Origin of the sequence: Planobispora longispora (genome assembly GCF_016863135.1) — a bacterium.
GTDB lineage: Bacteria > Actinomycetota > Actinomycetes > Streptosporangiales > Streptosporangiaceae > Planobispora > Planobispora longispora.
In genome coordinates this window covers 37,690-61,912 of sequence record NZ_BOOH01000044.1, presented here as the reverse complement: position 1 = coordinate 61,912, position 24,223 = coordinate 37,690, and the positions used below count along the sequence as shown (strand labels likewise).

At 72.0% G+C, this 24,223-nt stretch carries 19 protein-coding genes; 13 read left to right on the top strand and 6 right to left on the bottom strand.

Translation table 11 applies throughout. The features are described from left to right. The first annotated feature begins 25 nt into the window (after positions 1 to 25). From Plo01_RS26075 to Plo01_RS26060, 4 genes are read left to right on the top strand one after another with little or no spacing between them, the layout of a single operon-like run. Complete coding sequence (locus Plo01_RS26075; protein WP_203893329.1) at positions 26 to 1,510, top strand: sulfatase family protein; 1,485 nt, start codon at positions 26 to 28, stop codon at positions 1,508 to 1,510. Between the two features lie 49 nt (positions 1,511 to 1,559). Then, on the top strand, positions 1,560 to 2,375 hold the full coding sequence (locus Plo01_RS26070) for a (Fe-S)-binding protein (protein WP_203893328.1): 816 nt from the start codon (positions 1,560 to 1,562) through the stop codon (positions 2,373 to 2,375). Then, positions 2,372 to 3,817 carry a lactate utilization protein B gene (locus tag Plo01_RS26065; RefSeq protein WP_203893327.1) on the top strand — a complete coding sequence of 482 codons (1,446 nt, stop codon included), beginning with the start codon at positions 2,372 to 2,374 and terminating at the stop codon, positions 3,815 to 3,817. Before Plo01_RS26070 ends, Plo01_RS26065 begins: the two co-directional genes overlap by 4 nt. Next, the gene (locus tag Plo01_RS26060) at positions 3,814 to 4,629 is read left to right on the top strand and encodes a LutC/YkgG family protein (protein WP_203893326.1); all 816 of its coding nucleotides are present in this window, start codon (positions 3,814 to 3,816) and stop codon (positions 4,627 to 4,629) included. The genes Plo01_RS26065 and Plo01_RS26060 overlap by 4 nt, the downstream gene beginning before the upstream one ends. Before the next feature lie 91 nt (positions 4,630 to 4,720). Here Plo01_RS26060 and Plo01_RS26055 read toward each other — a convergent pair whose 3' ends face one another. Continuing rightward, positions 4,721 to 5,794 (bottom strand): baeRF2 domain-containing protein, encoded by a 1,074-nt coding sequence (locus Plo01_RS26055; protein WP_203893325.1) that lies wholly within the window; start codon positions 5,792 to 5,794, stop codon positions 4,721 to 4,723. Continuing rightward, positions 5,791 to 6,210, bottom strand: a complete 420-nt coding sequence (locus tag Plo01_RS26050) for a DUF2795 domain-containing protein (protein WP_203893324.1) — start codon at positions 6,208 to 6,210, stop codon at positions 5,791 to 5,793. The genes Plo01_RS26055 and Plo01_RS26050 overlap by 4 nt, the downstream gene beginning before the upstream one ends. 187 nt (positions 6,211 to 6,397) lie before the next feature. Here Plo01_RS26050 and cbiE point away from each other — a divergent pair, with 187 nt between their 5' ends. The 9 genes from cbiE (at position 6,398) to ettA (ending at position 19,886) form a co-directional block, all read left to right on the top strand. Continuing rightward, positions 6,398 to 7,564, top strand: a complete 1,167-nt coding sequence (gene cbiE, locus Plo01_RS26045; protein WP_203893323.1) for a precorrin-6y C5,15-methyltransferase (decarboxylating) subunit CbiE — start codon at positions 6,398 to 6,400, stop codon at positions 7,562 to 7,564. Positions 7,565 to 7,736: 172 nt separating this feature from the next. Further along, positions 7,737 to 8,558, top strand: a complete 822-nt coding sequence (locus tag Plo01_RS26040; RefSeq protein ID WP_203893322.1) for a sirohydrochlorin chelatase — start codon at positions 7,737 to 7,739, stop codon at positions 8,556 to 8,558. 54 nt (positions 8,559 to 8,612) lie between these two features. Then, on the top strand, positions 8,613 to 9,683 hold the full coding sequence (gene cobT / locus Plo01_RS26035; RefSeq protein ID WP_203893321.1) for a nicotinate-nucleotide--dimethylbenzimidazole phosphoribosyltransferase: 1,071 nt from the start codon (positions 8,613 to 8,615) through the stop codon (positions 9,681 to 9,683). 368 nt (positions 9,684 to 10,051) lie between these two features. Then, positions 10,052 to 11,284: a uroporphyrinogen-III C-methyltransferase gene (gene cobA / locus Plo01_RS26030; protein ID WP_203893320.1), complete on the top strand. Its 1,233-nt coding sequence runs from the start codon at positions 10,052 to 10,054 to the stop codon at positions 11,282 to 11,284. A gap of 119 nt (positions 11,285 to 11,403) precedes the next feature. Continuing rightward, positions 11,404 to 13,680, top strand: coding sequence for a GTPase (locus tag Plo01_RS26025; RefSeq protein WP_239317076.1), 2,277 nt, complete (start codon positions 11,404 to 11,406; stop codon positions 13,678 to 13,680). Further along, on the top strand, positions 13,677 to 15,341 hold the full coding sequence (locus Plo01_RS26020) for a GTPase (RefSeq protein ID WP_203893319.1): 1,665 nt from the start codon (positions 13,677 to 13,679) through the stop codon (positions 15,339 to 15,341). Before Plo01_RS26025 ends, Plo01_RS26020 begins: the two co-directional genes overlap by 4 nt. 245 nt (positions 15,342 to 15,586) lie before the next feature. Beyond that, positions 15,587 to 16,366, top strand: coding sequence for a single-stranded DNA-binding protein (locus Plo01_RS41080; RefSeq protein ID WP_203893318.1), 780 nt, complete (start codon positions 15,587 to 15,589; stop codon positions 16,364 to 16,366). A gap of 500 nt (positions 16,367 to 16,866) precedes the next feature. Then, on the top strand, positions 16,867 to 18,162 hold the full coding sequence (locus Plo01_RS26010; protein WP_203893317.1) for a GGDEF domain-containing protein: 1,296 nt from the start codon (positions 16,867 to 16,869) through the stop codon (positions 18,160 to 18,162). Between the two features lie 59 nt (positions 18,163 to 18,221). Further along, positions 18,222 to 19,886, top strand: coding sequence for an energy-dependent translational throttle protein EttA (gene ettA, locus Plo01_RS26005; protein ID WP_203893316.1), 1,665 nt, complete (start codon positions 18,222 to 18,224; stop codon positions 19,884 to 19,886). A gap of 145 nt (positions 19,887 to 20,031) precedes the next feature. Here the strand turns inward: ettA and Plo01_RS26000 are convergent, their stop codons facing one another. From Plo01_RS26000 to Plo01_RS25985, 4 genes are all read right to left on the bottom strand, one after another. Continuing rightward, entirely contained in the window at positions 20,032 to 21,561 is a 1,530-nt protein-coding gene (locus Plo01_RS26000) for a glycoside hydrolase family 13 protein (RefSeq protein ID WP_203893315.1), read from the bottom strand. Positions 21,562 to 21,615: 54 nt separating this feature from the next. After that, a complete protein-coding gene (locus Plo01_RS25995) occupies positions 21,616 to 22,014 on the bottom strand; it encodes a globin (RefSeq protein WP_203893314.1) in 399 nt (132 codons plus the stop codon). A gap of 130 nt (positions 22,015 to 22,144) precedes the next feature. Further along, entirely contained in the window at positions 22,145 to 23,035 is an 891-nt protein-coding gene (locus Plo01_RS25990; RefSeq protein ID WP_239317074.1) for a mechanosensitive ion channel family protein, read from the bottom strand. 565 nt (positions 23,036 to 23,600) lie between these two features. Further along, positions 23,601 to 23,885, bottom strand: a complete 285-nt coding sequence (locus Plo01_RS25985) for a hypothetical protein (protein WP_203893312.1) — start codon at positions 23,883 to 23,885, stop codon at positions 23,601 to 23,603. Between the last annotated feature and the right edge of the window lie 338 nt (positions 23,886 to 24,223).

Sequence of the window (24,223 nt, the reverse complement as noted above, 5' to 3'; positions counted from 1 at the left end):
TCAACCTTTGGGGAAACGTGAACGTGTGCTGAACGCCGCTCGCAAGGTGCTGTGCCTGATACTGCTGTTCATGCTGGGTGCCTCCGGGGGGCTCCCCGCGGTGGCGCAGGTGCGGGACCGGCCGAACATCGTGCTCATCCTGACCGACGACCTGGGCACCGGCGATCTGGAGAGATTTCCGAATATCTGGAACGAGTTCATTCACGCGGGCGCCGGGTTCGAGCGGTTCTTCGTCCCCAACTCCTGGTGCTGCCCGTCCCGCGCCTCCATCCTCCGCTCCCAGTACGTCCACAGCCACGGCGTGCTGACCAACACCGCGCCGGAGGGGGGATTCACCCGCTTTCACGACTCAGGTCTGGAACGTTCCACCATCGGGACGTGGATGCGGCAGGCCGGATACCGCACCGCGCTGATGGGCAAATACCTCAACCACTATCCGGGCGAGGCCGATCCCGCCCACGTGCCGCCGGGATGGGACGAATGGCACGTGCCGGTGCGCCGCCTCTATGAGGAGTACGGCTACACGCTCAACGAGAACGGCGTGCTGAAGGGGTACGGCTCCGCGCCCGAGGACTACCTGACCGACGTCCTGAGCGCGAAGGCCAACGCGTTCGTCTCCCAGGGCGACGAGCCGTTCTTCCTCTACCTCGCCCCGGTCGCCCCCCACCTGCCCGCCAACCACGCCCCCCGGCACCGCGACGCCTTCGCCGGCGTCACCGCCCCCCGGGGCCCCTCCTTCGACCAGGCGGACGTGTCCGCCGAGCCCGAGTGGCTCCGCTCGCGCGAGCGCTTCACGGCGAGGGAACTGGCGAAGATCGACCGCGTCCACCGCGACCGGCTCCGGGCCATGCTCGGCGTGGACGACATGGTGGGCGCCCTGGTGGAGACGTTGCGCGCGGCCGGGAAGCTGGAGGACACCTACCTGTTCTTCGGCTCCGACAACGGATTCCACCTGGGCGAGCACCGGCTGTCCCAGGGCAAGACGACGCCGTACGACGAGGCGATCAGGGTGCCGATGTTCGTCCGGGGGCCCGGGATCGAGCAGGGGCGGGTCATCGAGGAGGTCGGCTCGACCGTGGATCTCGCCCCCACCTTCGCCCACCTCGCCGGGGCCGCGCTGCCCCCGTTCGTGGAGGGCCGCTCCCTGCTGCCGCTGCTGCGCGGCTGGGTCCCCGCCTCCTGGCGGCAGAACGTGCTGGTGGAGTTCCACCGTCCGGCGGACGAGGCGTCGGGCCGCCAGACCCCGGTCCCGGCGTATCGGGCGATGCGCACCGCCCGGCACACCTTCGTCCGCTACGAGACCGGCGAGTACCAGCTCTACGATCTCGACAGCGATCCCTACCAGCTCCGCAACCTCGCCGGGGTCGTCCCGCGGGAGGTGATCGCCGAGTTCGACCGCCGGCTCGACGCGCTGGCCGCCTGCTCCGGCGCGGGCTGCCGGGAGGCCGACGCCGTCCCCTCCCCGGACTTCGTCGTCCTGCCGCAGGGCTGGAACCTGACCGTGAGCTGATCGGCGGCCGAACCGTACTGTGGTCGCACCACCGGACGGAAGGAGCGCCGTGCGCGTCGCCCTGTTCATCACGTGTGTCAACGACACGCTGTTCCCCGGAACCGGGAGGGCGGTCGTGACGCTGCTGCGCCGCCTCGGATGCGAGGTCGGGTTCCCCCGGGCCCAGACCTGCTGCGGCCAGATGCACCTCACCACCGGATACCCGCGGGAGGCGGCCCGGCTGGCCCGGCGTCTCACGGACGTCTTCGCCGGCTACGACGCGGTCGTCACCCCCTCCGGGTCCTGCGCGGCCATGGTCCGCGAGCAGTACCCCCGGCTGGCCCGCACCGCGCCGGGGCCGTCCTTCGCCGAGGCGGTGGCGGAGACGGCGCCGAAGGTCCACGACCTGTCGGAGTTCCTGGTCGACGTCCTCGGGGTGACCGACGTCGGCGCCTCCTTCCCGCACCGGGTGGTCTACCACCCGACCTGCCACTCCCTGCGCGGGCTCCATCTCGGCGACCGCCCCGCCCGGCTGCTGCGGAGCGTCCGGGGCCTGGAGCTGGTCCCGCTCCCGGGCGCGGAGGAGTGCTGCGGCTTCGGCGGCACCTTCGCCGTCAAGAACCCGGCCGTCTCCGCCGCCATGTGCGCCGACAAGGTGCACAACGTCATGGCCGCCGGCGCCGAGGTGCTCTGCGCCGCCGACAACTCCTGCCTGATGCACATCGGCGGAGCCCTGCGCCGCCAGCGCGCGGGGGTGCGGATCATGCACCTGGCCGAGATCCTCGCCGCGACCGGTGACGACCCCCCGCCGGGACCCGGGGCCGGGACGGGGAAGGGCGCCGAGGCGGGGAAGGGCGAGGGCGTGGGGAAGGGAGCCGTCCGGTGAGCGGGACCTTCCTCGGCATGCCCGCCTTCCCGCGGAACGCCGCGGCGGCCGTACAGGACTCCCAGCTCCGCTTCAACCTGCGCAAGGCCACGCGCACCATCCGCGGCAAACGGGCCGCGGTGGTCGGCGAGCTGCCCGACTGGGCCGCGCTCCGGGAGGCGGGCAAGCAGATCAAGGACCACACCCTGCGCAACCTGGACCGCTACCTCCTCCAGCTGGAGGAGGCCGTCACGCGGGCCGGCGGCCACGTCCACTGGGCGGCCGACGCCGCCGAAGCCAACCGGATCGTCGCCGGCCTGGTGGAGGCCACCGGCGAGACCAGCGTGGTCAAGGTCAAGTCGATGGCCACCCAGGAGATCGGCCTCAACGAGGCCCTCGCCGAGCGGGGGATCACCGCCTACGAGACCGATCTGGCCGAGCTGATCGTGCAGCTCGGCGACGACTGGCCCTCGCACATCCTCGTGCCCGCGATCCACCGCAACCGCTCCGAGATCCGCGAGATCTTCCGGGAGAGGATGGGGGAGTGGGGACGGCCCGCGCCTGAGGACCTGAGCGACGACCCCCGGGCCCTGGCCGAGGCCGCCCGGCTCCACCTGCGGGAACGCTTCCTCGCCAGCGAGGTCGCGATCTCCGGCGCCAACTTCATGATCGCTGAGACGGGCACGCTGGTGGTCCTGGAGTCCGAGGGCAACGGCCGGATGTGCCTGACCCTGCCGCGGACGCTCATCAGCGTGGTCGGCATCGAGAAGCTGCTGCCGGCCTGGCGCGACCTGGAGGTCTTCCTCCAGCTCCTGCCGCGCTCCTCCACCGGCGAGCGGATGAACCCCTACACCTCCACCTGGACCGGGGCCGTCGAGGGCCAGGAGTTCCACCTCGTCCTGCTGGACAACGGCCGCACCGCCGTCCTCGCCGACGAGGTCGGCCGCCAGGCGCTGCGCTGCATCCGCTGCTCGGCCTGCCTGAACGTCTGCCCGGTCTACGAGCGCGCGGGCGGCCACGCCTACGGCTCGGTCTATCCCGGCCCCATCGGCGCCATCCTCACCCCGCAGCTGCGCGCCTCCGGCACCGTCGCCTCGCGCGACCGCCTGCCCCCGTCCGCGACCGGGGACCTGGACGCCTCGCTGCCCTACGCGTCCTCTCTGTGCGGGGCCTGCTTCGAGGTCTGCCCCGTCGCCATCGACATCCCCGAGGTGCTCGTCCACCTGCGCGCCAGGACCCCGCACCCGCGTGCCGAGCGGCTGGGCATGCGGGCCGCCGGGTGGGTGTTCGACCGCCCTGTACGGCTGGCGCGCGCCCAGCGCCTCGGCGGCCGGCTGCGCCGCTTCCTGCCCCGGCGCCTGCCCGGCCCGCTGTCCGCCTGGACCGACACGCGCGACATCCCCGACGTCCCCGCCGAGTCCTTCCGCGACTGGTGGGACCGGACCGAAGGAGGCACCCGATGAGCTCCCGCGAGCCTGCCGACGAGGCTCCCACCGGGAGTGCGCCGGGAGGCACCGGGAGTGCGCCGGGAGGCATCGGGAGTGCGCCGGAGGGACCGACGACCAGCTCGCGTGACCGCGTCCTGGCCAGGATCCGCGCGGCGGTCGCCGGGGCGCCGGAGGCCCGGATCACCCGGTCCTACCGGATCGCCTCTCCGGCCTCGGCCCCGTCCTCGGCCCCGTCCTCGGCCCCGTCCTCGGCCCCGTCCTCGGCCCCGTCCTCGGCCCCGTCCTCGGCCTCGGCCTCGGCCGGAAAGGTGATCGAGCTGTTCGCCGAGCGGGTGGCCGACTACCGGGCCGTCGTGCACGTGGTGGACGCCGCCCGGGCGGGCGAGGTGATCGCCGGGGCTCTCGCCCGTCGCGGAGCCCGCCGCGTCGCCGTGCCCGGCGGCCTGCCGCAGGAGTGGGCGCGGGCCGTACGGGCGCATCCGGGCGGCGAGGCCGTACCGGACGACCCGCCCCTGTCGGCCGCGGAGCTGGACGGCCTCGACGGCGTCGTCACCGGATGCGCCGCGGGCATCGCCGAGACCGGCACGATCGTCCTGGACGCGGGCCCCGACCAGGGGCGCAGGGCGCTGACGCTGGTGCCCGACTACCACCTCTGCCTGGTGTGGGCCGGGCAGATCGTGACGGGCGTGCCCGAGGCGGTCGCCGCGCTCGACCCGGCCAGGCCGCTGACCTGGATCAGCGGGCCCTCGGCGACCAGCGACATCGAGCTCGACCGGGTCGAGGGCGTGCACGGCCCCCGCACGCTGGAGGTCGTCGTCCTGCGCTGACCGGACACCGGGCCGGAAGACGGCGCAGGCGGGGTACGGCCCGCGGACGGGGCCGTACCCCGCCTGGGATGGCCGGGCGGGACGGTACGCCTCAGAAACGCAGCAGAGCCGCGACCTCGTCGGGCGCCTCGAGCCTGGGCACGAAGGCCAGCTCGGCGTTGGTCATGGCGACGGCCCTGGCCAGCGCGGCGTCGGCGCGCTCCTCCACGGGGTCGCTCACGCCCCACTCGCGCAGCTCCTCCCGGTCGGTGGCCAGCTGGCCGCCTTCCGGGCCGATCCACACCGTGCCGTCGGCGTCCGAGTGGTCGACGATGAGCAGGGTGTCCACCCGCCCCTCCCGGAACGCCTTGGTGACGGCCGGCAGGCCTTCGACCGCCAGTCCCCTGGGGAGAGCCTCCCCGTAACGCTCCATCAGCGCGCCCTGCCGCTGGTCGAGCCAGTCGTCGATGGCCGCCTCGACCTCCTTGTGGAACGGGAAGGGATCGCTTCCGGCGGCCCGGTTGCCGTGCTCCACCAGAACGACGCGCTCGGAGGCCTCGTGGCCCAGGTGGGACTGGAGCAGGCTCACCGACTTCGGGTCGCCCGCCACGACCACCAGCACGATGTCCATGCGGCGGACCTCCTTGTCCACCGCCTCGGCCACCGCCTTGGCGTTCTGCTCCCAGGCCTCCTCCACGCTGCTCTCGTAGCGCCGCTGGGACCAGCCGCCCTTGCCGGTCTTCTGCAGCGGCCAGTCCTGGGCCTGCACCGTCGATCGGCGCGGCGAGCCCGCGCCCACCACGATCACGTCCGCGCCCGCGTGGTCGACGAGCACCTGGATGTGCGGGACGTTCTCGCCGCGCTGGGCCAGCAGCGGCATGACGTGCGGCAGCGGCGACCAGCGCGCGATCTCCCTGCGGGGCTTGTCGGGCAGCGCCTCGGTGTAGAGGACCTCACCGCCGCAGGCGAAGGCCGCCCGTCCCGACGCCGCCAGGTTCACGTCGGTGAACACGTCTCCGAGCGCTTCCAGGGTCGCCTGGTCAGCCCCCTCCAGCTGCTCGGCCCTCCCCTTGAAACGCAGCTCGATCCGCTGCTCGCCCTGCGGGACGGCGCGGCCGGTGTCGAGGTACACCGACGCGAACGGCCCCGTCCGCTCGTACAAGGACTGGAGCATGTCCAGTTTCATCCCTGATCCCTCTCCTCAGTGCCGTACCCCAGCGCCTCCGACACCTCGGCCATGTTCACGTAGGTCGCGTTCGGCAGTGACCGGAGGTCCGCGATGATCGGGTCCGGCGCCCCCTGCATCTCGGCACGGGACAGCAGGGCGTCGCGGTCGGCGGGGAAGACATCCGTGCCACTGATCCACTTGGCCAGGTCGCTGCGGCGCTCGGCCCCCTCCGGGGTGAGGCCGCGCGGGACGCCCGGCTGGTGGTCCGGCGGACGGTTCGTCGGCGCGGTGCCCTCCTCGCCCGGCGCGAGCGTGGGCTCGGGCTGCTTCCACTCCTGGGCGTGCGTGGTGCCCCCGCCCCGGGTCATCCCCTCGGTCTCGTGCTGCTGCTGGTCATCCAGGCGCGGGCCGTGCTTGGCACTTCCGCGTTCCATGGCGGTCACCCCTTTCACACTGGCTAGGCGACCCATACCCGGCGAATTGAGGACAAACATCGTGATTACGCGGGCTTGCCCCTTCGCGGGGAGGCTTGACCTCCGTATTGCCGAACAGGGAAAACGGGGTGCACCTGGTCTGATCCGCGTTGAGCCGTCACTCTGGAGGCGAGGACGGTGAGCACTGATGATCACAGTTGTCGGGGTGGACGGCTCCGGTCTCTCCGCGGCCGCGCGGGCCAGGCTGGACGAGGCGGTTCTGGTCACCGGATCCGAACGGGCCTTCCGCCGCCTGGGGCCCCTGCCCGCCGGGGTCACGAGAACCGACGGCCCTCTCCTGGAGATCGTGGACGCTCATCTGGAGTCGGGGGAGGGGCGGCTGGTCGTGCTCGCCGAGGGGGATCCCGGGTTCTTCGACGTGGTCCGACGGCTGCGCGGCCACGGGGTCACCCCGGAGGTCCTGCCCGGGCTCCCGTTCGTCTCGCGCGCCTTCGCCAAGGCGGGCCTGGCGTGGGAGGACGCCCTCGTGGTCACCGGCGGGCGGATCGACCGGGTGGTGAACGCCTGCCGCGCCCACCACAAGGTCGCCGTGCTGGTCACCCCCGGCATCGGGCCCGCCGAGATCGCCCGGGAACTGGCCCCCACCACCCCGCGCGCGCTGATCGTCTGCGAGGACCTCGGCGGCCCCGACGAACGGATCACGCACAGCCGGATGGGCGAGGCGACCACCCGGCCGTGGAAGGACCCCGACGTGGTGCTCGTCCTGGACCCGCTGCACCGGCCGTACGAGCCGAGCTGGGTGGCCGGGGCCCGGCCGGGGCCCGAAGAGTGGGCGCTGGACTTCGAGGGCGGCGGCCTGACCCCGGAGGTCCGGGCGTTCGTGCTGGCCAAGCTCGGCCCCCGGCTGGGCGACCTGGTCTGGGACGTCGGCGCGGGCGGCGGGGAGGTCGCGGTGGAGTGCGCCCGGATGGGCGCGGCCGTGGTGGCGGTGGAGCGCGAGGAGGAGGCGTGCGCCCGGCTGCGCCGCAACGTCATCGCGCACGGGGTGAAGGTCGCCCTGACCCGGGGGCAGGCGCCTCCGGCCCTGGAGCCGCTGGCCGACCCGGACGCGATCTTCGTGGGCGGCGGGGGCGCCGACGTGGTGGAGGCGTGCGCGGTCCGCAACCCCAGGACCCTGGTCTGCGCCCTGCGGACCGTGGAGCAGGTCGTCACCGTGCTGGGCATCCTCCGCGAGCAGGGCTACCAGGCCGAATGCGCGCAGCTGCAATCCTCCCGGCTGACCGTCCACACCGACGGAGGGCATCTCCTCTCCGCCGCCGACCCGGTCTTCGTCGTGCACTCCCGCAGACCGTGACCCGCCGGACGGCGGCGGCGCGGGACAGGGAGCGGCGGGAGAGGGAGTGAACGTCGCCGCGGCGACGGATGAACATCGTCTGCCCGTGACCTGTCCCTGCCGTGTCCTCATCGGCTATTCTCGCGAGTCGCCGCCACGCAATCGCAGGTCAAGGTCATTGGAGTCCTCTTTCATGAAGCCGCCGCTGCTGCTCATCGGGCAGGGCTCGCACGATGACAACGGATCCGCTGAATTCGGCAGGTTCGTCCACCGGCTCCGCTGTCGTCTGGACCGGACCGCGGCCGACGTCTCCGGCGGCTACCTCGCCAGGGCGACGCCGCGGCTCAGCGACTCGATCGCCTCGCTGGTCGCGCGGGGGCACCACCGCATGGTGGCGCTGCCGCTGAGCCTCGCCGGGGACACGCGGATCGGCGCCGAGATCCCGGCTGCGATGGCCCTGGAGCAGCAGCGCCATCCGATGCTCACCTGCGACTACGGCCGGCCCCTGGGAGCCGACCCGCGCGTGCTGGCGCTCCTGGCCGAGCGCCTGGCCGACGCCGCGGTCGAGGTGCCCAGCCTCCGCCTGGTCCCCGCCGGGGGTCCCGCGGAGGAGGAGCCCGAGCGGATCGAGACCGGCGAGACCGCCGTGGTGCTGGTCGGCGACGGCTCCACCTCGCCCGCCGTCAACGCCGACGTCCACCGCGTCTCCCGCCTGTTCTGGGAGACGCACGCGCACGAGTACATGACGGTGGAGACCGCCTTCGCCTCCCTCACCCCGCCCGGCGTGCCCGGCGGCATCGAGCGCTGCCGCCGCCTCGGCGCCCGCCGCGTGATCGTCGTCCCCTATCTGCTGTTCTCCGGCGGACTGCTGGAGAAGGTCTGGGCCCAGGCGATGGCCTACGCCGCCGGCCACCCCGAGCTGGACGTCCGCTGCGCCGAAGCGATCGGCGACTGCGAGGGCCTGGCCGACGTGGTCATCGAACGCTACGAGGAAGCGCTCGCCGCCGCCCGGTGATCTCCGGCCCCCGCCCGGTGACCTCGCGGGGGCGCTTTCGGGGACACTGGTGGCATGATCACCCTTGAGCAGACCATCGCCGCGATCCGGCCGTGCGACCCGGAGGCCGTCGCGGCGGCGCGGGCCCACCAGGAGCGGCTGACCAAGCCGCGCGGCTCGCTGGGCGTGCTGGAAGAGGTCGCGGTACGGCTGGCCGGGGCCGCGGCCGTCAGCCCGCCGCCCGTCCCGGCCCCCGCGGCGCTGGCCATCTTCGCCGCCGACCACGGGGTCCACGCCCGGGGCGTGAGCCCCTGGCCGCAGGAGGTCACCCAGCAGATGGTGGGCAACTTCCTGGCGGGCGGGGCCGTGGCCAACGCCTTCGCCAACCAGGTGGGGGCCACCGTGCGGGTCGTGGACGTCGGCGTCGCCGCCGACCTGCCCGCCGCGCCGGGCCTGGCGATCAGGAAGGTGGCGTACGGCACCGCGGACCTGTCCCGGGGACCGGCGATGACGCGCGAGCAGGCCGTCGCCGCCCTGGAGGCCGGGATCGCGACGGCCCGCGAGCTCGTGGAGGAGGGGGCCCGCTGCCTGGTCACCGGGGACATGGGCATCGCCAACACCACCGCCTCGGCCGCTCTGATCTGCGCCTTCACCGGACGGGACGCCGCCGAGGCGACCGGCAGGGGGACCGGCGTCGACGACGAGACCCTGACGCGCAAGATCGAGGTCGTCCGCGAGGGGCTGCGGGTGAACGGACTGCTCAGGGAGGGCGCCGTACCGGGCCTGGACATCCTGGCGGCGGTCGGAGGGCTGGAGCACGCGGCGATCGCCGGATTCATCCTGGGCGGCGCGTCCCTGCGGGTGCCGGTCATCCTGGACGGAGTGATCGCGGGATCGGCGGCGCTGGCCGCCGCCGCGCTGGCCCCGGACGTGCTGGACCACTGCGTGGCCGGGCACCGTTCGGCGGAACCGGGCCACGCCGTCGCGCTCGCCCACCTCGGCCTCCGCCCCCTGGTCGAGCTGGAACTCCGGCTCGGCGAGGGCACCGGGGGACTGCTGGCGCACCCGCTGGTCTGCGCGGCGGCGCGCGTCATGCACGAGGTGGCGACCTTCGACTCCGCGGGGGTCGCCGAGAAGGAGTCCTGACCGGGCAGTCGAGAAGGAGTCCTGACCGGGCAGTCGGGAAGGAGTCCTGACCGGGCAGTCGGGAAGGAGTTCCGGCCGGGCATTCGAGAGCGAGTCCCGACCGGGGAGCCGGGGAGGGGTTCCGACCGGGAAACCCGGCCGGGCCGGCCGCTCCGGCGGGGCCGGCCGGGGTACGACCTGGGTGATTGCCACTCGGAAGGTCACGACCCGGGCCGGCGCGGACGACTTGACACCATTCCGGCTCTTCGGAGACCTGATGATGTCAAGCTTGTTAACACAGTGACATCAAATGACGCGAGGTTAGCCGGTAGGTTTACCTCCTAACACGCCCTGCTTCACCGTTCGTCGCGAACAGGAGATCTGTCGCCATGTCGCCCTACCTGCTTGGTCTGCGTCTCTCCGGGCGGCGCGTTCTCGTCGTCGGCGGAGGCCGCGTCGCGCAGCGGCGCGTGCCGGCCCTGCTGGAGGCCGGAGCCCTGGTCACCATCGTCTCGACGAGCGTCACGCACGCACTCGACGACCTCATCGCCAGCGGGCGCGTGACCTGGGAGGCCAGGCCGTACCAGGTGGGAGACGTGGACGGGGCCTGGCTGGTGCAGGCCTGCACCGACGACAGGGCGGTGAACACCGCGATCGCCGCCGAGGCCGAGGCCAAGCGGATCTGGTGCGTGCGCGCCGACGACAGGGACGCCTCGGCCGCATGGACCCCCGCCAGCGGGCGGGTGGGCGAGATCGGCGTGGCGATCTCCGCGGGCGGCGACCCCCGGCGGGCGGCCGGGATCCGGGACGCCGTGGTGGAGGCCCTGCGCGACGGCACGGTCGAGGCCCGGCGCAACCGCACCAAGCCCGTCGGCGTCGCCCTCGTCGGGGGCGGCCCCGGCGACCCCGGGCTGATCACGGTCCGCGGCCGGCAGCTGCTCGCCCAGGCCGACGTGGTCATCGCCGACCGTCTCGCTCCGCAGGGCCTGCTCGACGAGCTCTCCCCGGACGTGGAGCTGATCGACGCGGCGAAGATCCCCTACGGCCGTTACATGGCCCAGGAGCGGATCAACGAGCTGATCGTCGAGCACGCCAAGCAGGGCAAGTTCGTGGTCCGCCTCAAGGGCGGCGACCCCTTCGTCTTCGGCCGGGGCGGTGAGGAGATGCTCGCCTGCGCCCGCGAGGGCATCCCGGTCACCGTCGTCCCGGGGATCACCAGCCCGGTCGCGGTGCCCGCGGCGGCGGGCGTGCCGGTGACGCATCGCGGTGTCAGCCAGGAATTCCACGTGATTTCGGTCCATGTTCCCCCGGGCGACCCCGCCTCCACCGTTGACTGGCCGAACCTGGCGCGGTCAGCGGGGACCTTGATCCTCATGATGGCGGTCGAGCGGATCGCGGTGATCGCCGAGACACTGATCTACGAAGGACGTTCACCGGAAACTCCCGTAATGGTGGTACAGGACGGTACTCTTCCCACCCAGCGAGCTCTTTACGCCACGCTGTCCACCGTGGCGGAGCGCGTGACCGCGGCTGGGATTCGGCCACCGGCGATCGTGATCGTCGGCGACGTCGTGAAGGTCGGCCAGGAGGTCGAGATGGTTCGAGCGGAGCGCATTCCGTGAAATCGGCTGCCAACAGGCCCGCGCCCCCGGGCGAGGGCGACCACGCACTCGGCGACGCCCCTCGGGAAGGGTCGGGAGACCCCTCCCCGGACCACTCCGAAGCCCCGGGTGAACAGACCGTGACCTTCCGCGCCATCCGCGACGACGATCTGGTCTCCGTCCACGACGAGGCGTCCCCCACCGCAGGCGAGGGGCCGGCCGCCGAGGGTGAGGAGTCCCCCGCCGCTCGCGGCGGAGAGGACGAGACGCTCTCGAACGGCCGGGTGTTCTCGGGCGATGGGACGCCTCCCGGTGATGAGGGGCTTTCCGCCGATCCTGCGGGCGACGCGGACGATCCCGAGGCGGCCGCCGAGGAGGGGCGCCCCGGGGACGCCGAGCCCGCCGAGGACCGGGACGATCAGGATCCGGCCGTGCCGGAGCACGATCGCGTCTCCCGCGAGGACGACCCCGCAGACCCGGCCGGAGGCTCCGGTGAGGCGTCCGGGACGGTCGTCGCCTCCTCCGGGGAGGACCGGGACGAGACCGAGGAGGGACGCTCCGGGGACGCCGAGCCCGCCGAGCCCGCCGAGGACCGGGGCGAGGCCGAGACGGATCAGGACGGGATCAACGCGGGCGAGGACGAGACCGCGTCAGGCGAGGACGGGACCGAGGCGGATCAGGACGAGGACGAGGCGGGGGAGAGCGAAGCCTGGGCGACCGGAGACTGGGTCCGGGAGACGCCGCTGCCCGAGGAGGTCTCCGAGGCGCTGACCAACGCCCTCACGGGGCTGCGGGAGAGCGTCACCGATCTCAGCTTCGGCCTGGACCTCCCCGGCGCCGAGGAGGCCAGGCGGGCCCAGACCGAGATCCTGACGCAGCTCGACGACTACGTGATCCCCCGGGTCCACACCAGCACCGCGCCGGCGCTCATCGTCATCGCGGGGTCCACCGGCGCCGGGAAGTCCACGCTGCTCAACACCCTCGCCAACGCGAAGGTCAGCGCGACCGGCGTGCGCCGTCCGACCACGGGAACGCCGGTCCTCGCCTGCCACCCCGACGACCACGAGTGGTTCGCCGAGGGCGGCCTGCTCGGCAGCCTGGAGCGCAGGCAGGCTCCCGGCGCCAAGCCGGGGCTCGACGGGCTCGTGCTCGTCTCCACCGAGCGCCTTCCCCAGGGCGTGGCGCTGCTCGACACCCCCGACATCGACTCGGTCGTCGAGGAGCACCACGAGATCGCCCACCGCATGCTCGACGCGGCCGACCTGTGGATCTTCGTCACCACCGCCGCCCGCTACGCCGACGCCCCCGCCTGGAGACTGCTCCGGCTGGCCAAGGAGCGCGGCGCCCGGCTGGCGATCGTGCTCTCCCGGGTTCCCCCCAAGTCGCGCGAGGTGGTCACCAAGCACTTCGTCCGGATGCTCACCGAGTACGGCCTCGGCGAGGTCGAGCGGTTCGTCATCGACGAGAGCAAGGTCGTCGACGGCATGCTCCCCGACCACGAGATCACCGAGCTGCGGCTCTGGCTGGCCGAGCTCTCGGTGGACGATCAGCGCCGGACGCAGGCCGTGCGGGCGACGCTGAACGGAGCCCTCGACAGCTTCCGGACCAGGGTCCCGGCCCTGGCCAGGCAGCTGGAGGCCCAGGTGGCCATCAGGGGCCAGCTCCGCGGCGACGTGGACGCCGCCTACACCGCCGCGCTGGCGGAGATCGACAAGGCGACGCGGAACGGCTCGCTGCTCCGCGGGGAGATGCTCGCCCGGTGGCAGGACTTCGCCGGGTCGGGCGACCTCATGCGGACCCTGCGTCTGCGTAAGCCCGGCCGGTTCGCCGGCAAGGCGAGCCGGCAGGGGCCCGAGCGGCTCAACGCGCTGAAGACCGCCCTGCGGACCGGGCTCGAGTCGGTCATCGTCTCGGCGGCGCAGCGGGCGGCCGAGGAGACCGTGTCGCGGTGGCAGCACCGTCCCGGGGCGGCCGAGACCCTGGCGCTCGCCCCCGGCCTCAGCCGTCCCTCCGATGAGCTTCTGCGCAGGACCAACCGGACCGTGGCCGCCTGGCAGGACCACCTCGTCCAGCTGATCCGCACCGAAGGCGTGACCAAGCGGGCGGTGACCAGGCTCATCTCGTTCGACGTGGAGTCCCTGGCGGTGATCTTCGCGGTCGGGCTGCTGGGGTACGGCGCCGCCGAGTCCGAGGGCAAGGGCGCGCTGCCCCAGCGGCTGCTGCACGCGCTGTTCGGCGCCGAGTCCCTGCGCAACATCGGGGCCAAGGCCCGCAGTGACCTCAGGGCCAGGATCGGCATGCTGTTCGACGACGAGACGTCGCGCTACATCCAGGTCCTCGACGGCGCAGGCATTCCTGACGAATCCGCCGCCACCCGCCTTTACCAGGCAACGTACAACCTCGAGGTCGCGCGATGAGCAGCACCATCGGTATCACCCCTCCGAGCGGCATCACCCCGGCGCGTCAAGGTCTCGGCAGCAGGCTCGCGGCGCTGGCCAAGATCGTTGAGCTGGGACCGGGCCGGGTCGATCCCAAACTCCTCACCGAGTCGGGCCAGCTGCTGCTCCGCGCGGGCGACCGGCTCAAGCTCTCCTCCGACCACACGGTGGTCGCCCTCGCCGGAGGCACGGGCAGCGGCAAATCCTCGCTGTTCAACTCGGTCTCCGGGCTCGACCTCTCGCCGACCGGCGTGCGCCGTCCCACCACGGCGCGCACCCACGCCTGCGTCTGGGGGCTGGAGGGCGCCGGACCGCTGCTCGACTGGCTGCAGATCCAGTGGCGGCACCGCTTCGCCAGGGCCAGCGCGCTGGACAAGGGCGAGAGCCGGCTCCACGGGCTGATCCTGCTCGACCTGCCCGACCACGACTCCATCCGGGCGCTCACCGACACCGAGGCCGATCGGCTCATCCAGGTCGCCGACCTCATCGTGTGGGTCCTCGACCCGCAGAAGTACGCCGACGCCTCCACCCACCGCCGCTACGTGACCGAGCTGGCCGGGCACGACGCGGTGACGATCTTCGTGCTCAACCAGGCCGACCGGCTCGCCCCGGAGGAGCTGGCCGAGTGCGTCGCCGACCTGGAGGACCTGCTCCGCCGGGAGGGCGTCGAGCACCCCACGATCGTGACCACCTCGGCGACCACGGGCAAGGGCGTGGACAACCTCAAGGCGGTCCTCGCCGACACCGTGGCCAGGCGCAGGGCGGCGATCCAGCGCCTGGAGGCGGACCTCGACCGGCTGACCCGGCGCCTGGCGGAGGTCGTTCCCGACGAGGACGCCCCGCCCCCGCCGGTGGCCATCGACGACGCCCGCCGGATCGGCCTGACCGACGCCCTCTGCGACGCCGTCGGGGTGCCGGCCGTCGGCGAGGCGCTGGAGAACGTGTACGGCGTGCGGTCCGTCGAGTGGGTCGGCTGGCCGTACGCCCGCTGGGCGGCCCGGCTCCGCTCCGACCCGCTGAACAGCCTGAACCTGGGTGACATCAAGGACGAGATCCGGGGGCTGACCGGCGGCGCGGTGACCGCGCAGCCCGCCGAGGTGGACAACGCGATCCAGGCCCTGGCCGACGGGCTCACCGGCGGGATGCACGAGACCTGGCAGAACGGCGTCCGCGACGCCGCGCGCTCCCGTTCGGCGCAGCTGCCGCAGGTGCTCTCGGAGGAGCTGACCGAGGTGGCCCCCTCGCTCGACCGGGTCCCGGCGTGGTGGCGGGCCCTCCTCGCCTGGCAGTACCTGCTGGTCCTGCTGTTCGTGGCCGGGCTCGCGTGGGTCGGCACGGCCCTCGCCTACGGCGTCTTCGAGGTCGGCGAGCTTCCCGCGAACCTGGAGGCGTTCGGCGACGCGTCCTCGCTGCCGTGGGTCGGCCTGATGATGGTCGCGGTCCTCGGCCTCGGCCTGCTCACCGCCATGGCCAGCCGGAACTTCGTGGTGCTCGGAGCCGGCCAGGAGCGCGACCGGCTCGAGCGCGAGATGCGCCGCAGGGTCGGCACGACCGCCGAGAGCATGGTGATCGAGCCGGTCGAACGGGAACTGGCCCGCTACAACGAGTTCTACACGGCGGTGCGGAGCGTGCGCGGCTGACGCCGGGTGCGGGAAGCCGATGCGGTGAGTCCCGTACGGCGGTGGGTGGCGTGCGCGGCTGACGCCAGGCGGGGAGTTCCCTGACGCGCTTCCCCTGTGTCGGGAAGCGAGCTGTCCACAGCTCCTTCCGGGGGCGCCCGGCCGTCCACAGATCGTCGTTCGGGGAGCCGTGCCCTGGACCACGCGAGCCATCGTGTCTCTGACATCGCGGGCAGCCCGCCCGCTCTCATGGGAGGCACGATTCGATGAACGACATCTACGTCACGCTGACCGGTAACGTCGCGGCTCCGCCGCGCCAGCACACCTTCGCCGACGGGTCGCGGGTCACCTCGCTCAAAGTGGCCTCGACCAGCCGTCACTTCGACCGGGAGAACCAGCAGTGGCGCGACGGGGAGACGACCTACTTCGGGGTGCGCTGCTTCCGGGGGCTGGCGGACAACGTCGCCCAGTCCGTCCGGGTGGGCCAGCCGGTCGTGGTCCAGGGGCGGCTGCGCATCCGCGAGTTCGTCCACGAGGGTGAGCGCCGGTTCATGGCGGAGGTGGAGGCCAACTCGCTCGGTCACGACCTGCGCTGGGGGATCGGCGTGTTCAGCAAGCCGCAGCGGGGTGGCGTGGTCCCGGCGCTGGGGCAGGGCGAGCGGAGCGAGCTGGACCGCGAGACCCACGACTGGGCACTGGGCGGAGCCGCCCCCGGGACGTCGTGGCGCGCGGACGCCCGGCAGCCGTCCATGACGACGACGGGCGGGGACGGTGGTTCCGGGGACGCGGCGGGCGGAGGAACGACCGTCACCGGCATGGACGCCGAGACCGGTGGCGGGAGCCGGCCCGGCGAGGGCGCGGATGGCGGGGCGGACATCTCAGACGGGACGGACACCTCGAACGGCGGTGCGGACACCGCGGAGGGCGTCGACACTCCGGACGGCGGTGCGGACGGTGTGGACGTCGCGGAGGCGGGCGCGCAGGTGATCCCCTGGGCGGGCAAGGATGACGTGCCGTGGCCCGTTGACACGCGGACGGCCGCCTGACCCCCGCAGGAGCCCGTCAGCCGTAGGGACCGTCGCAGGGTGGGAGCGGCTGCGCTGGCCATCGCGGCACGCTACCCGCAGGAGCCGTCAGCCGTAGGGACCGTCGCAGGAGCCGTCGGGGTCGTCAGCCGCGAGGGCCGTCGGGGCTGTCAGCCGCAGAGGCCGTCGCAGGAGTCGGCAGGAGCCAAGGGCCGGAACGAAGGACTACGCAGGGGAGGAGGCATCGGCCGGCGCGGCCGGTGCCTCACCGGGTGAAGGGCGGCGGCACCGCGGGATCGGCCGATGGCCGTGCGCATGTCAGACGCCGAGGCACCTGTCAGATCCAGGTTACGCCCCGCAGCATGGCTGCTCCTTTCCCTGGCGGACCGCTCGCGGAGAGAGCGGTTTCCAATCATGGGCCGACCGAGGTCAGTCCACTTCGTAAAGGTATCCGTTCCCATCGCGTGACGCACACTCCGCAACTATTGTGTTACACATCGTTAGTCAAAGAGGGGGGCGGCATGGCGGTGTCCAGTCACACCTCGGTCAAGCCACGTGAAGGCGTGGTGACCCTGGCCGACCGGTGGCCGCTGCTCGGGCAGCGCCGCCCGCTGGTCGTCTACCTCTGCGGGGTCGTGACGCTCGGCCTGGTCGTGCTCGCGTTCTCCGCCGCGACGAGCGTCGTGCGCGGGGCCGACGTCCTGACGTTCACGGCGCTGGTGTTGTGCGGGGCGGTCTGCATCGAGGCGACGCGGCGGCTGGGCATGCCCGCGGGGGTCTCCCGCGACCTGCTGTCCGCCTGGTGGCTCCCGGTGGCCCTGCTGCTTCCACCGGTCTACGCGCTTCTCGCGCCCATCCCCCTGCAGATCCTGATCCAGAAACGGGTACGCGAGACGGTTCTCTACCGGAGGGTCTTCAGCTCGGCCGCGATCGGGCTGGCGGGCTACGTCACCTCGACCCTGTTCCACCTGGGCGTCGGTGATCCGTCCGAGCTGACCATCGGCGTCGGAGGGCCGATCCTCGTGGCGATCGGCTGCGCCGTGGTGTTCACCGTGCTCAACACCGGGCTCATCGCCGTGGCCGCGCACACCGCCGATCCCGAGAGCAGCTGGCGCGAGGTGCTGTGGGATCGCGAGAGCCTGACCCTCGACGTGGTGGAGCTCTGCCTCGGCGTCCTCGTGGCCGTCACCTGCGGGATCGGCCTGCCGCTGCTGCTGCTGGCGCTGCCGCCGGTGGTCCTGCTCCAGCGGAGCCTCCTGCACGCCCAGCTCCAGGCCGCGGCCCGGACGGACGCGAAGACCGGCCTGCTCAACGCCGCCGCCTGGCAACGGGAGGCCGACACCGAGATCGGCCGGGCCCGGCGCACCGGGGAGACCCTGGCACTTCTGATCATCGACATCGACCATTTCAAGCGGGTCAACGACAACCACGGTCACCTGATCGGAGATCAGGTCCTGATCGGGGTGGCCGCCATGCTCCGCAGCCAGCTGCGTGACTACGACGTGGTGGGCCGGTTCGGCGGGGAGGAGTTCGTGGTCCTGCTGCCCCGGGCCGACGGCGTCGAGGCGCGGAGGGTGGCGGAGCGTCTGAGATCCCGCATCGCCCGGATGGCGGTCCCCGTGGACGAGGTCATGCTCAGCGTGACGGTCTCGACCGGCGTCGCCATCATGAACGTCCACGGAGACGACCTCATCGAGCTGCTCGCGGCGGCAGACCTGGCCCTCTACCGGGCCAAGGAACTCGGCCGGGACCGCGTCTGTCTCCCCGTCGTCCCCCCGGCCCGCCCACCCGGAGCCCCGGCCGCGGCCCCGGGCTGACCCCGTTCCTCCTGCGCTGGGCGAGCGAGGGCATGGCGACAGGCCCTAAGCTAGAAGGCATGCCGGAGTACATCTACACGATGCAGCGCGTGCGCAAGGCGCACGGCGACAAGGTTGTCCTCGACGATGTGACGCTGTCGTTCCTGCCGGGTGCCAAGATCGGCGTCCTGGGCCCCAACGGCACCGGAAAGTCGACGCTGCTGCGGATGATGGCGGGCCTGGAGCAGCCGTCCAACGGCGACGCCCGGCTCATGCCCGGCTTCACCGTCGGCATGCTCCAGCAGGAGCCCCCCCTCAACGAGTCCAAGACCGTGCTCGGCAACGTCGAGGAAGGCGTCGCCGAGACCAAGGCCATGCTCGACCGGTTCAACGAGATCGCCGAGCTGATGGCCACCGACTACAGCGACGAGCTGCTGGAGGAGATGGGCAAGCTCCAGGACGCCCTCGACCACCGCAACGGGTGGGACCTCGACAGCCAGCTGGAGCAGGCGATGGACGCGCTCCGCTGTCCGCCGCCGGACGCCGACGTCAGCAAGCTCTCCGGTGGAGAGCGCCGCCGGGTCGCGCTCTGCAAGCTGCTGCTGGAGCAGCCCGACCTGCTCCTGCTCGACGAGCCCACCAACCACCTCGACGCCGAGAGCGTGCAGTGGCTGGAGTCCCACCTGGAGAAGTACCCCGGGACCGTCCTGGCCGTCACCCACGACCGCTACTTCCTGGACAACGTGGCCACCTGGATCCTGGAGCTGGACCGCGGCCGCTGCTATCCCTACGAGGGCAACTACTCCACCTACCTGGAGTCCAAGGCCTCCCGTCTGAAGGTCGAGGGCCAGAAGGACGCCAAGCGCAGGAAGCGCCTGGAGGACGAGCTGCAGTGGGTGCGCTCCAACCCCAAGGCCCGCCAGGCCAAGAGCAAGGCCCGTCTCCAGCGCTACGAGGAGATGGCCGCCGAGGCGGACAAGTACCGCAAGCTGGACTTCGAGGAGATCCAGATCCCGCCGGGCCCGCGCCTGGGCACCACGGTCATCCGGGCCGAGAAGCTCACCAAGGGCTTCGGCGACCGCCTGCTGATGGACGGCCTCACCTTCGACCTGCCGCGTAACGGCATCGTCGGCATCATCGGTCCGAACGGCGTCGGCAAGACCACGCTCTTCCGCATGATCACCGGCGGTGAGACCCCGGGCAGCGGCTCGATCGTCATCGGCGACACCGTCAAGATCTCCTACGCCGACCAGAGCCGCGGCGGCATCGACCCGAACAAGAACGTCTGGGAGGTCGTCTCCGACGGGCTCGACCACATCAAGGTCGGCAACGTCGAGATGCCCTCCCGCGCCTACATCGCCGCGTTCGGGTTCAAGGGCCCGGACCAGCAGAAGAAGGCCGGTGTCCTGTCCGGCGGCGAGCGCAACCGCCTCAACCTGGCGCTGACCCTCAAGCAGGGCGGCAACGTGCTCCTGCTCGACGAGCCCACCAACGACCTCGACACCGAGACGCTCTCCAGCCTGGAGAACGCGCTGCTCGACTTCCCCGGCTGCGCGGTCATCACCTCGCACGACCGGTGGTTCCTCGACCGCATCGCGACCCACATCCTGGCTTGGGAAGAGGGCTCGAACTGGTTCTGGTTCGAGGGCAACTTCGCCGACTACGAGAAGAACAAGATCGAGCGTCTGGGCGCCGAGGCGGCCCGTCCGCACCGGGTGACCTACCGCAAGCTCACCCGCGAGTAGGGCGTCGCCCTCCGGCCTCCGCCGCGCCGCTCGACTCGGGCCGGCGACGTCGTCGCCGGCCGTTCCCCGGGGGAACGCTCCGCACGCCGCGGACCTCCTCCGGGGACTCAGCCGGGTTTTCCGGGCGCCCGGGGCCGGGCGGAGGTCACGACCTGTGGAGCCAGGCCGCGGTGTCCGGCGGGAGCATGTCGTCGCTCAGGGGAGCGCTCGCGATCAGGACGCGGTCGTGGGGCGGGAGCCGTACCGGATTGAAGCCGCAGTTGACCGCGCAGGTCAGCGGGCCGCGGGTGAAGAAAAGCGCACCCTCGGGGGAGTCCAGCCAGGTGATGCGGGCGGGCAGGGAGCCGCGCAGGACGCGGCGGGCCTGCAGGGCGCGGCGATAGAAGCTGAGAGTCGATTCGGGGTCGGACGCCTGACGTCCGGCGGTCAGCGCGGCCCACTCGATCGGCTGTGGGAGCCAGGGGGCGACGCCGGCGGGTGAGAAGCCGTACGGCGCGGCCGTGCCCGACCACGGGAGGGGAACCCGGCAGCCGTCCCGGCCGGGCACCTTCCCCTCCGAGCGGGCGAAGATGGGATCCTGGCGGGCCTCCGGGGGAAGATCCGTCACCTCGGGCAGCCCGAGCTCCTCACCCTGGTAGAGATAGGCCGAGCCGGGCAGGGCGAGCATCGTCAGCAGCGCCGCCCGGGCCCGGGCGAGACCGGTGGTGGAGTAGGGCAGGCCCTCGCCGTAACGGGTCACGTGACGCACCACGTCGTGGTTGGACAGCACCCAGGTGGGGGAGGCCCCGATGGCCATGGTGTCGTCGATGACGGTCCGGAACGCGGTGGGCGACCAGGGCGCCTCCATCCAGGCGAAGTTGAAGCTCTGGTGCAGCTCGTCCGGGCGGAGGTAGAGGGCGAGGTCCTCGATGGAGTCGGTCCACACCTCCCCGACGGCCATCCGGTCGCCGTCGTAGGAGTCGAGCACCTTGCGCCACTGACGGTAGACCTCGTGCACCTCGGGCTGTCCCCAGATGGGGGACTCGGTGCGGAACGCCTGCCTCTCGACCGGGGTGTCGGGCAGCCCCTCGGCCTTGTACAGGCCCATCGCCACGTCGATGCGGAACCCGTCCACCCCGCGGTCCAGCCAGAACCGCAGCACGTCGAGGAATTCGGCGTGCACCTCGGGGTTGCGCCAGTTGAAGTCGGGCTGGGCGGAGTCGAACAGGTGCAGGTACCACTGCCCGTCCGGGAGCCGGGTCCAGGCCGGGCCGCCGAAGACGGACTGCCAGTCGTTGGGCGGCAGCTCCCCGCCGTCCCGGAAGATGTAGCGCTCGCGGCCCTCGCCGCGCCGGGCGGCCTGGAACCACGCGTGCGCCGAGGAGCTGTGGTTGGGCACGATGTCCACGATCACCCGCAGCCCGAGCGCGTGCGCGTCGGCCACCATCGCGTCGAAGTCGTCCAGGGTGCCGAACAGCGGGTCGACGTCCCGGTGGTCGGCCACGTCGTAGCCGCCGTCCGCCATGGGCGAGCGGTAGAACGGGGTCAGCCAGATGGCGTCGACGCCCAGCTCGGCGAGGTACGGCAGGCGCTGCCGGACGCCGGCCAGATCGCCGACGCCGTCTCCCGAGGCGTCGGCGAAGCTGCGAACGTAGATCTCATAGACGACGGCCTCACGCCACCAGGGGTTTCCCATATGGGATGGGTTGCCCCCGCTCAGTGAGGTTTATGCCTCAAGGCGGCGCACCGGTCACGCGTCGGGCGCGTTGACCATGCTGTGCGCCGCGTAGACGAGGTAGTCCCACAGTCGCTTCTCCAGGTCCTGGGGGAGCTCCAGCGAGGTCACCGCGTCGTGCATGTGCTTCAGCCAGGCGTCGCGCTCGGCGCTGCCGATGACGAACGGGTTGTGCCGCATCCGCAGCCGGGGGTGGCCGCGCTCCTGGCTGTAGGTGCCGGGCCCGCCCCAGTACTGGATCAGGAACAGGCGCAGCCGGTCCTCGGCCCCGACGAGGTCGTCTTCGGGGTAGAGCGGGCGGAGCAGCGGGTCGTCCACGACGCCCTGGTAGAAACGGTGCACGAGGCGGCGGAAGGTCTCCTCGCCGCCGACCGCCTCGTAGAAGGTCTGGGGTTCCTCGGTGGTTCCTGACACACTTTCAGACTACGGGGTGGCGGAACGTGGAGCCGAACCCTCCCGCCCGCTTCCGGCGATCATCGTGAACCCCGGGTCCGCCGGGCGATCGCCGTGAACCGGTCCACCCGGTGAGTCGTGGACTCCGCGACTATCCGGCGATCGTGATGGACTCCCGGTCCAGGGCGGCCTTCACCCGCAGCCGGAGCTCCCTGGCGACCTGGGCCTGGCAGGACGGGATCGTCTTGACGCTGATCCGGAAGACGATGGCGGTGTCGGAGATCTGCTCGATCCCCCAGACCTGGGGCTCCTCGACGATGACGACGTCGCGGTACTCGGGGTCGTTCCAGATCTCGTCGGTGACCTCGCCGAGCAGTTTGCGGACGGCGGGCACGTCGGCGGTGTAGGCGACCGGGACGTCCACGGTGGCCCGCGACCAGCCCTGGGACTCGTTGCCGACGCGGGTGATGGTGCCGTTGCGGATGTACCAGACCCGGCCGTCGGCGTCGCGCACGCGGGTGATCCGGAGGGTGACGGCCTCGACGGTGCCGGTGGTGGCGGCGCCGACGGCGGCGCCGACGTCGATCACGTCGCCCACGCCGTACTGGTCCTCCAGGAGCATGAACATGCCGGCGATGAAGTCCTTGACGAGCTCCTGGGCGCCGAAGCCGACGGCCACGCCGACGATGCCGACGCTGGTCAGCAGCGGGGCGATCGGGACGGAGAGGCGGTCCAGGACGGTCAGGGCGGCGGTGCCGAGGACGACGATCGAGGAGACGGGCCGGAGCACCGAGCCGATCGTCTCGGAGCGCTGCCTGCGCCGCTCGGCGGCGACGGCGTCGAGCCCTTCGGGTTCCACCGTCTGCCTGCCGCGGAGCCGCAGGGCGAGCGAGTTTCCCGTGCCGGACGACGCGCGCCGTACCACCCGGGTGATCAGGCGGTGGGTCACGTTCCGCAGGATGAAGGCGATCACCACGATCAGCGCGATGGAGATCAGGCCTGCGACCACGGGCGCCCAGGTCGCGGGAAGGAAGGAGTTCACGATGCCGCAGATTACGTCACTGTCGCCGCTGCCGCCGCTACATGCGTTGGTCAACCCCCGGGTTATCTGAGCGGGGAGATCCACGATCGACGGCGTCGGTGTCCCGGAAGGCGTCGGTGACGGCACGGGCGACGGGGTCGATGAGGGGACGGGGGAAGGACTGGGGGACAGCAGGAACACGGAGAGGATCCCTCCCGGATCGGCTCGGTCGGCATGGGGCAAAGTCATCGACCGTACCCATATTGCCGACCAAGCCGGCCGTCGTCACATCACGCCGGGGAAGACGGGGACATCGGGACCCGGGGCCGCGGGGGGCGAGTCCTGACGCTCCGGTGACGTACGGCACGGACGGGGCACGCACCCGGAAGCGTGTCCCGTGCCGTTCCCGTGGGGGGATCCCCCCGATCACCGCCCGGACGAGCCCGGGCGGCGGCTCCGATTTCGGAGCCGGCGAGGTGTCCAGCGTCCAGGGACGCTCCGCACCGGTCACCTCGCCGGCTCCGCTGAGCCGCGGTGGGCGCGATGAGCCGGGACGGCTGCGCTCCATCCCGGGGCATCGCTTCTCTCACTCTCCTACCGCGGCGAGTACGCGTGCGACCTTGGTCGCGGCACCGGCGGGGTCTTCCGCCGTGTGCATCCGCTCACCCCAGGACCACCAGTAGTACCAATCAGGGTGGCTGGGGGCGGCCTGAGCTCGGCAGGTGACGTTCTCCGCCAGACTGGTCGCGTTCGGGTTGATCACGCGGACGAATGCGCGGCCCGAACGGGTCCGCACCACCCGGGCGTGCAACCCGCGAGCGTCAAGTTCCGACACCAATCGCTCCAGGTGCCCGAAGTCGTCTTCCTGCACCTCGATTCCCTCCTTTTCCGCTCCATCCGCACCGAATCGCATTCTTTTCTTCCGCTGAATCAGTGCTGGTTGGCCAAAGATGACTCACCTGGGCTCAAGGGTCAACGTCGCGGATTGGGAGGTCAGGGTGGGCCTTCTCCCAAGTAGGTTGAAAGAAACAGTCCGGCGGGAGACGATCCTTAGCCGATGGCTCTATTCCGAGGTTCCGGATGAGCCAAAGGTGGTCCATCATTCTCTGTAGGCGCAGTGCGACATCAGTGTCACACTGAGTCAGCGGGAGAGGACCGGTCGGGACATAGTGAACCAGCTCGCCCAGCTGGTGCACGAGAGAGGGGCCG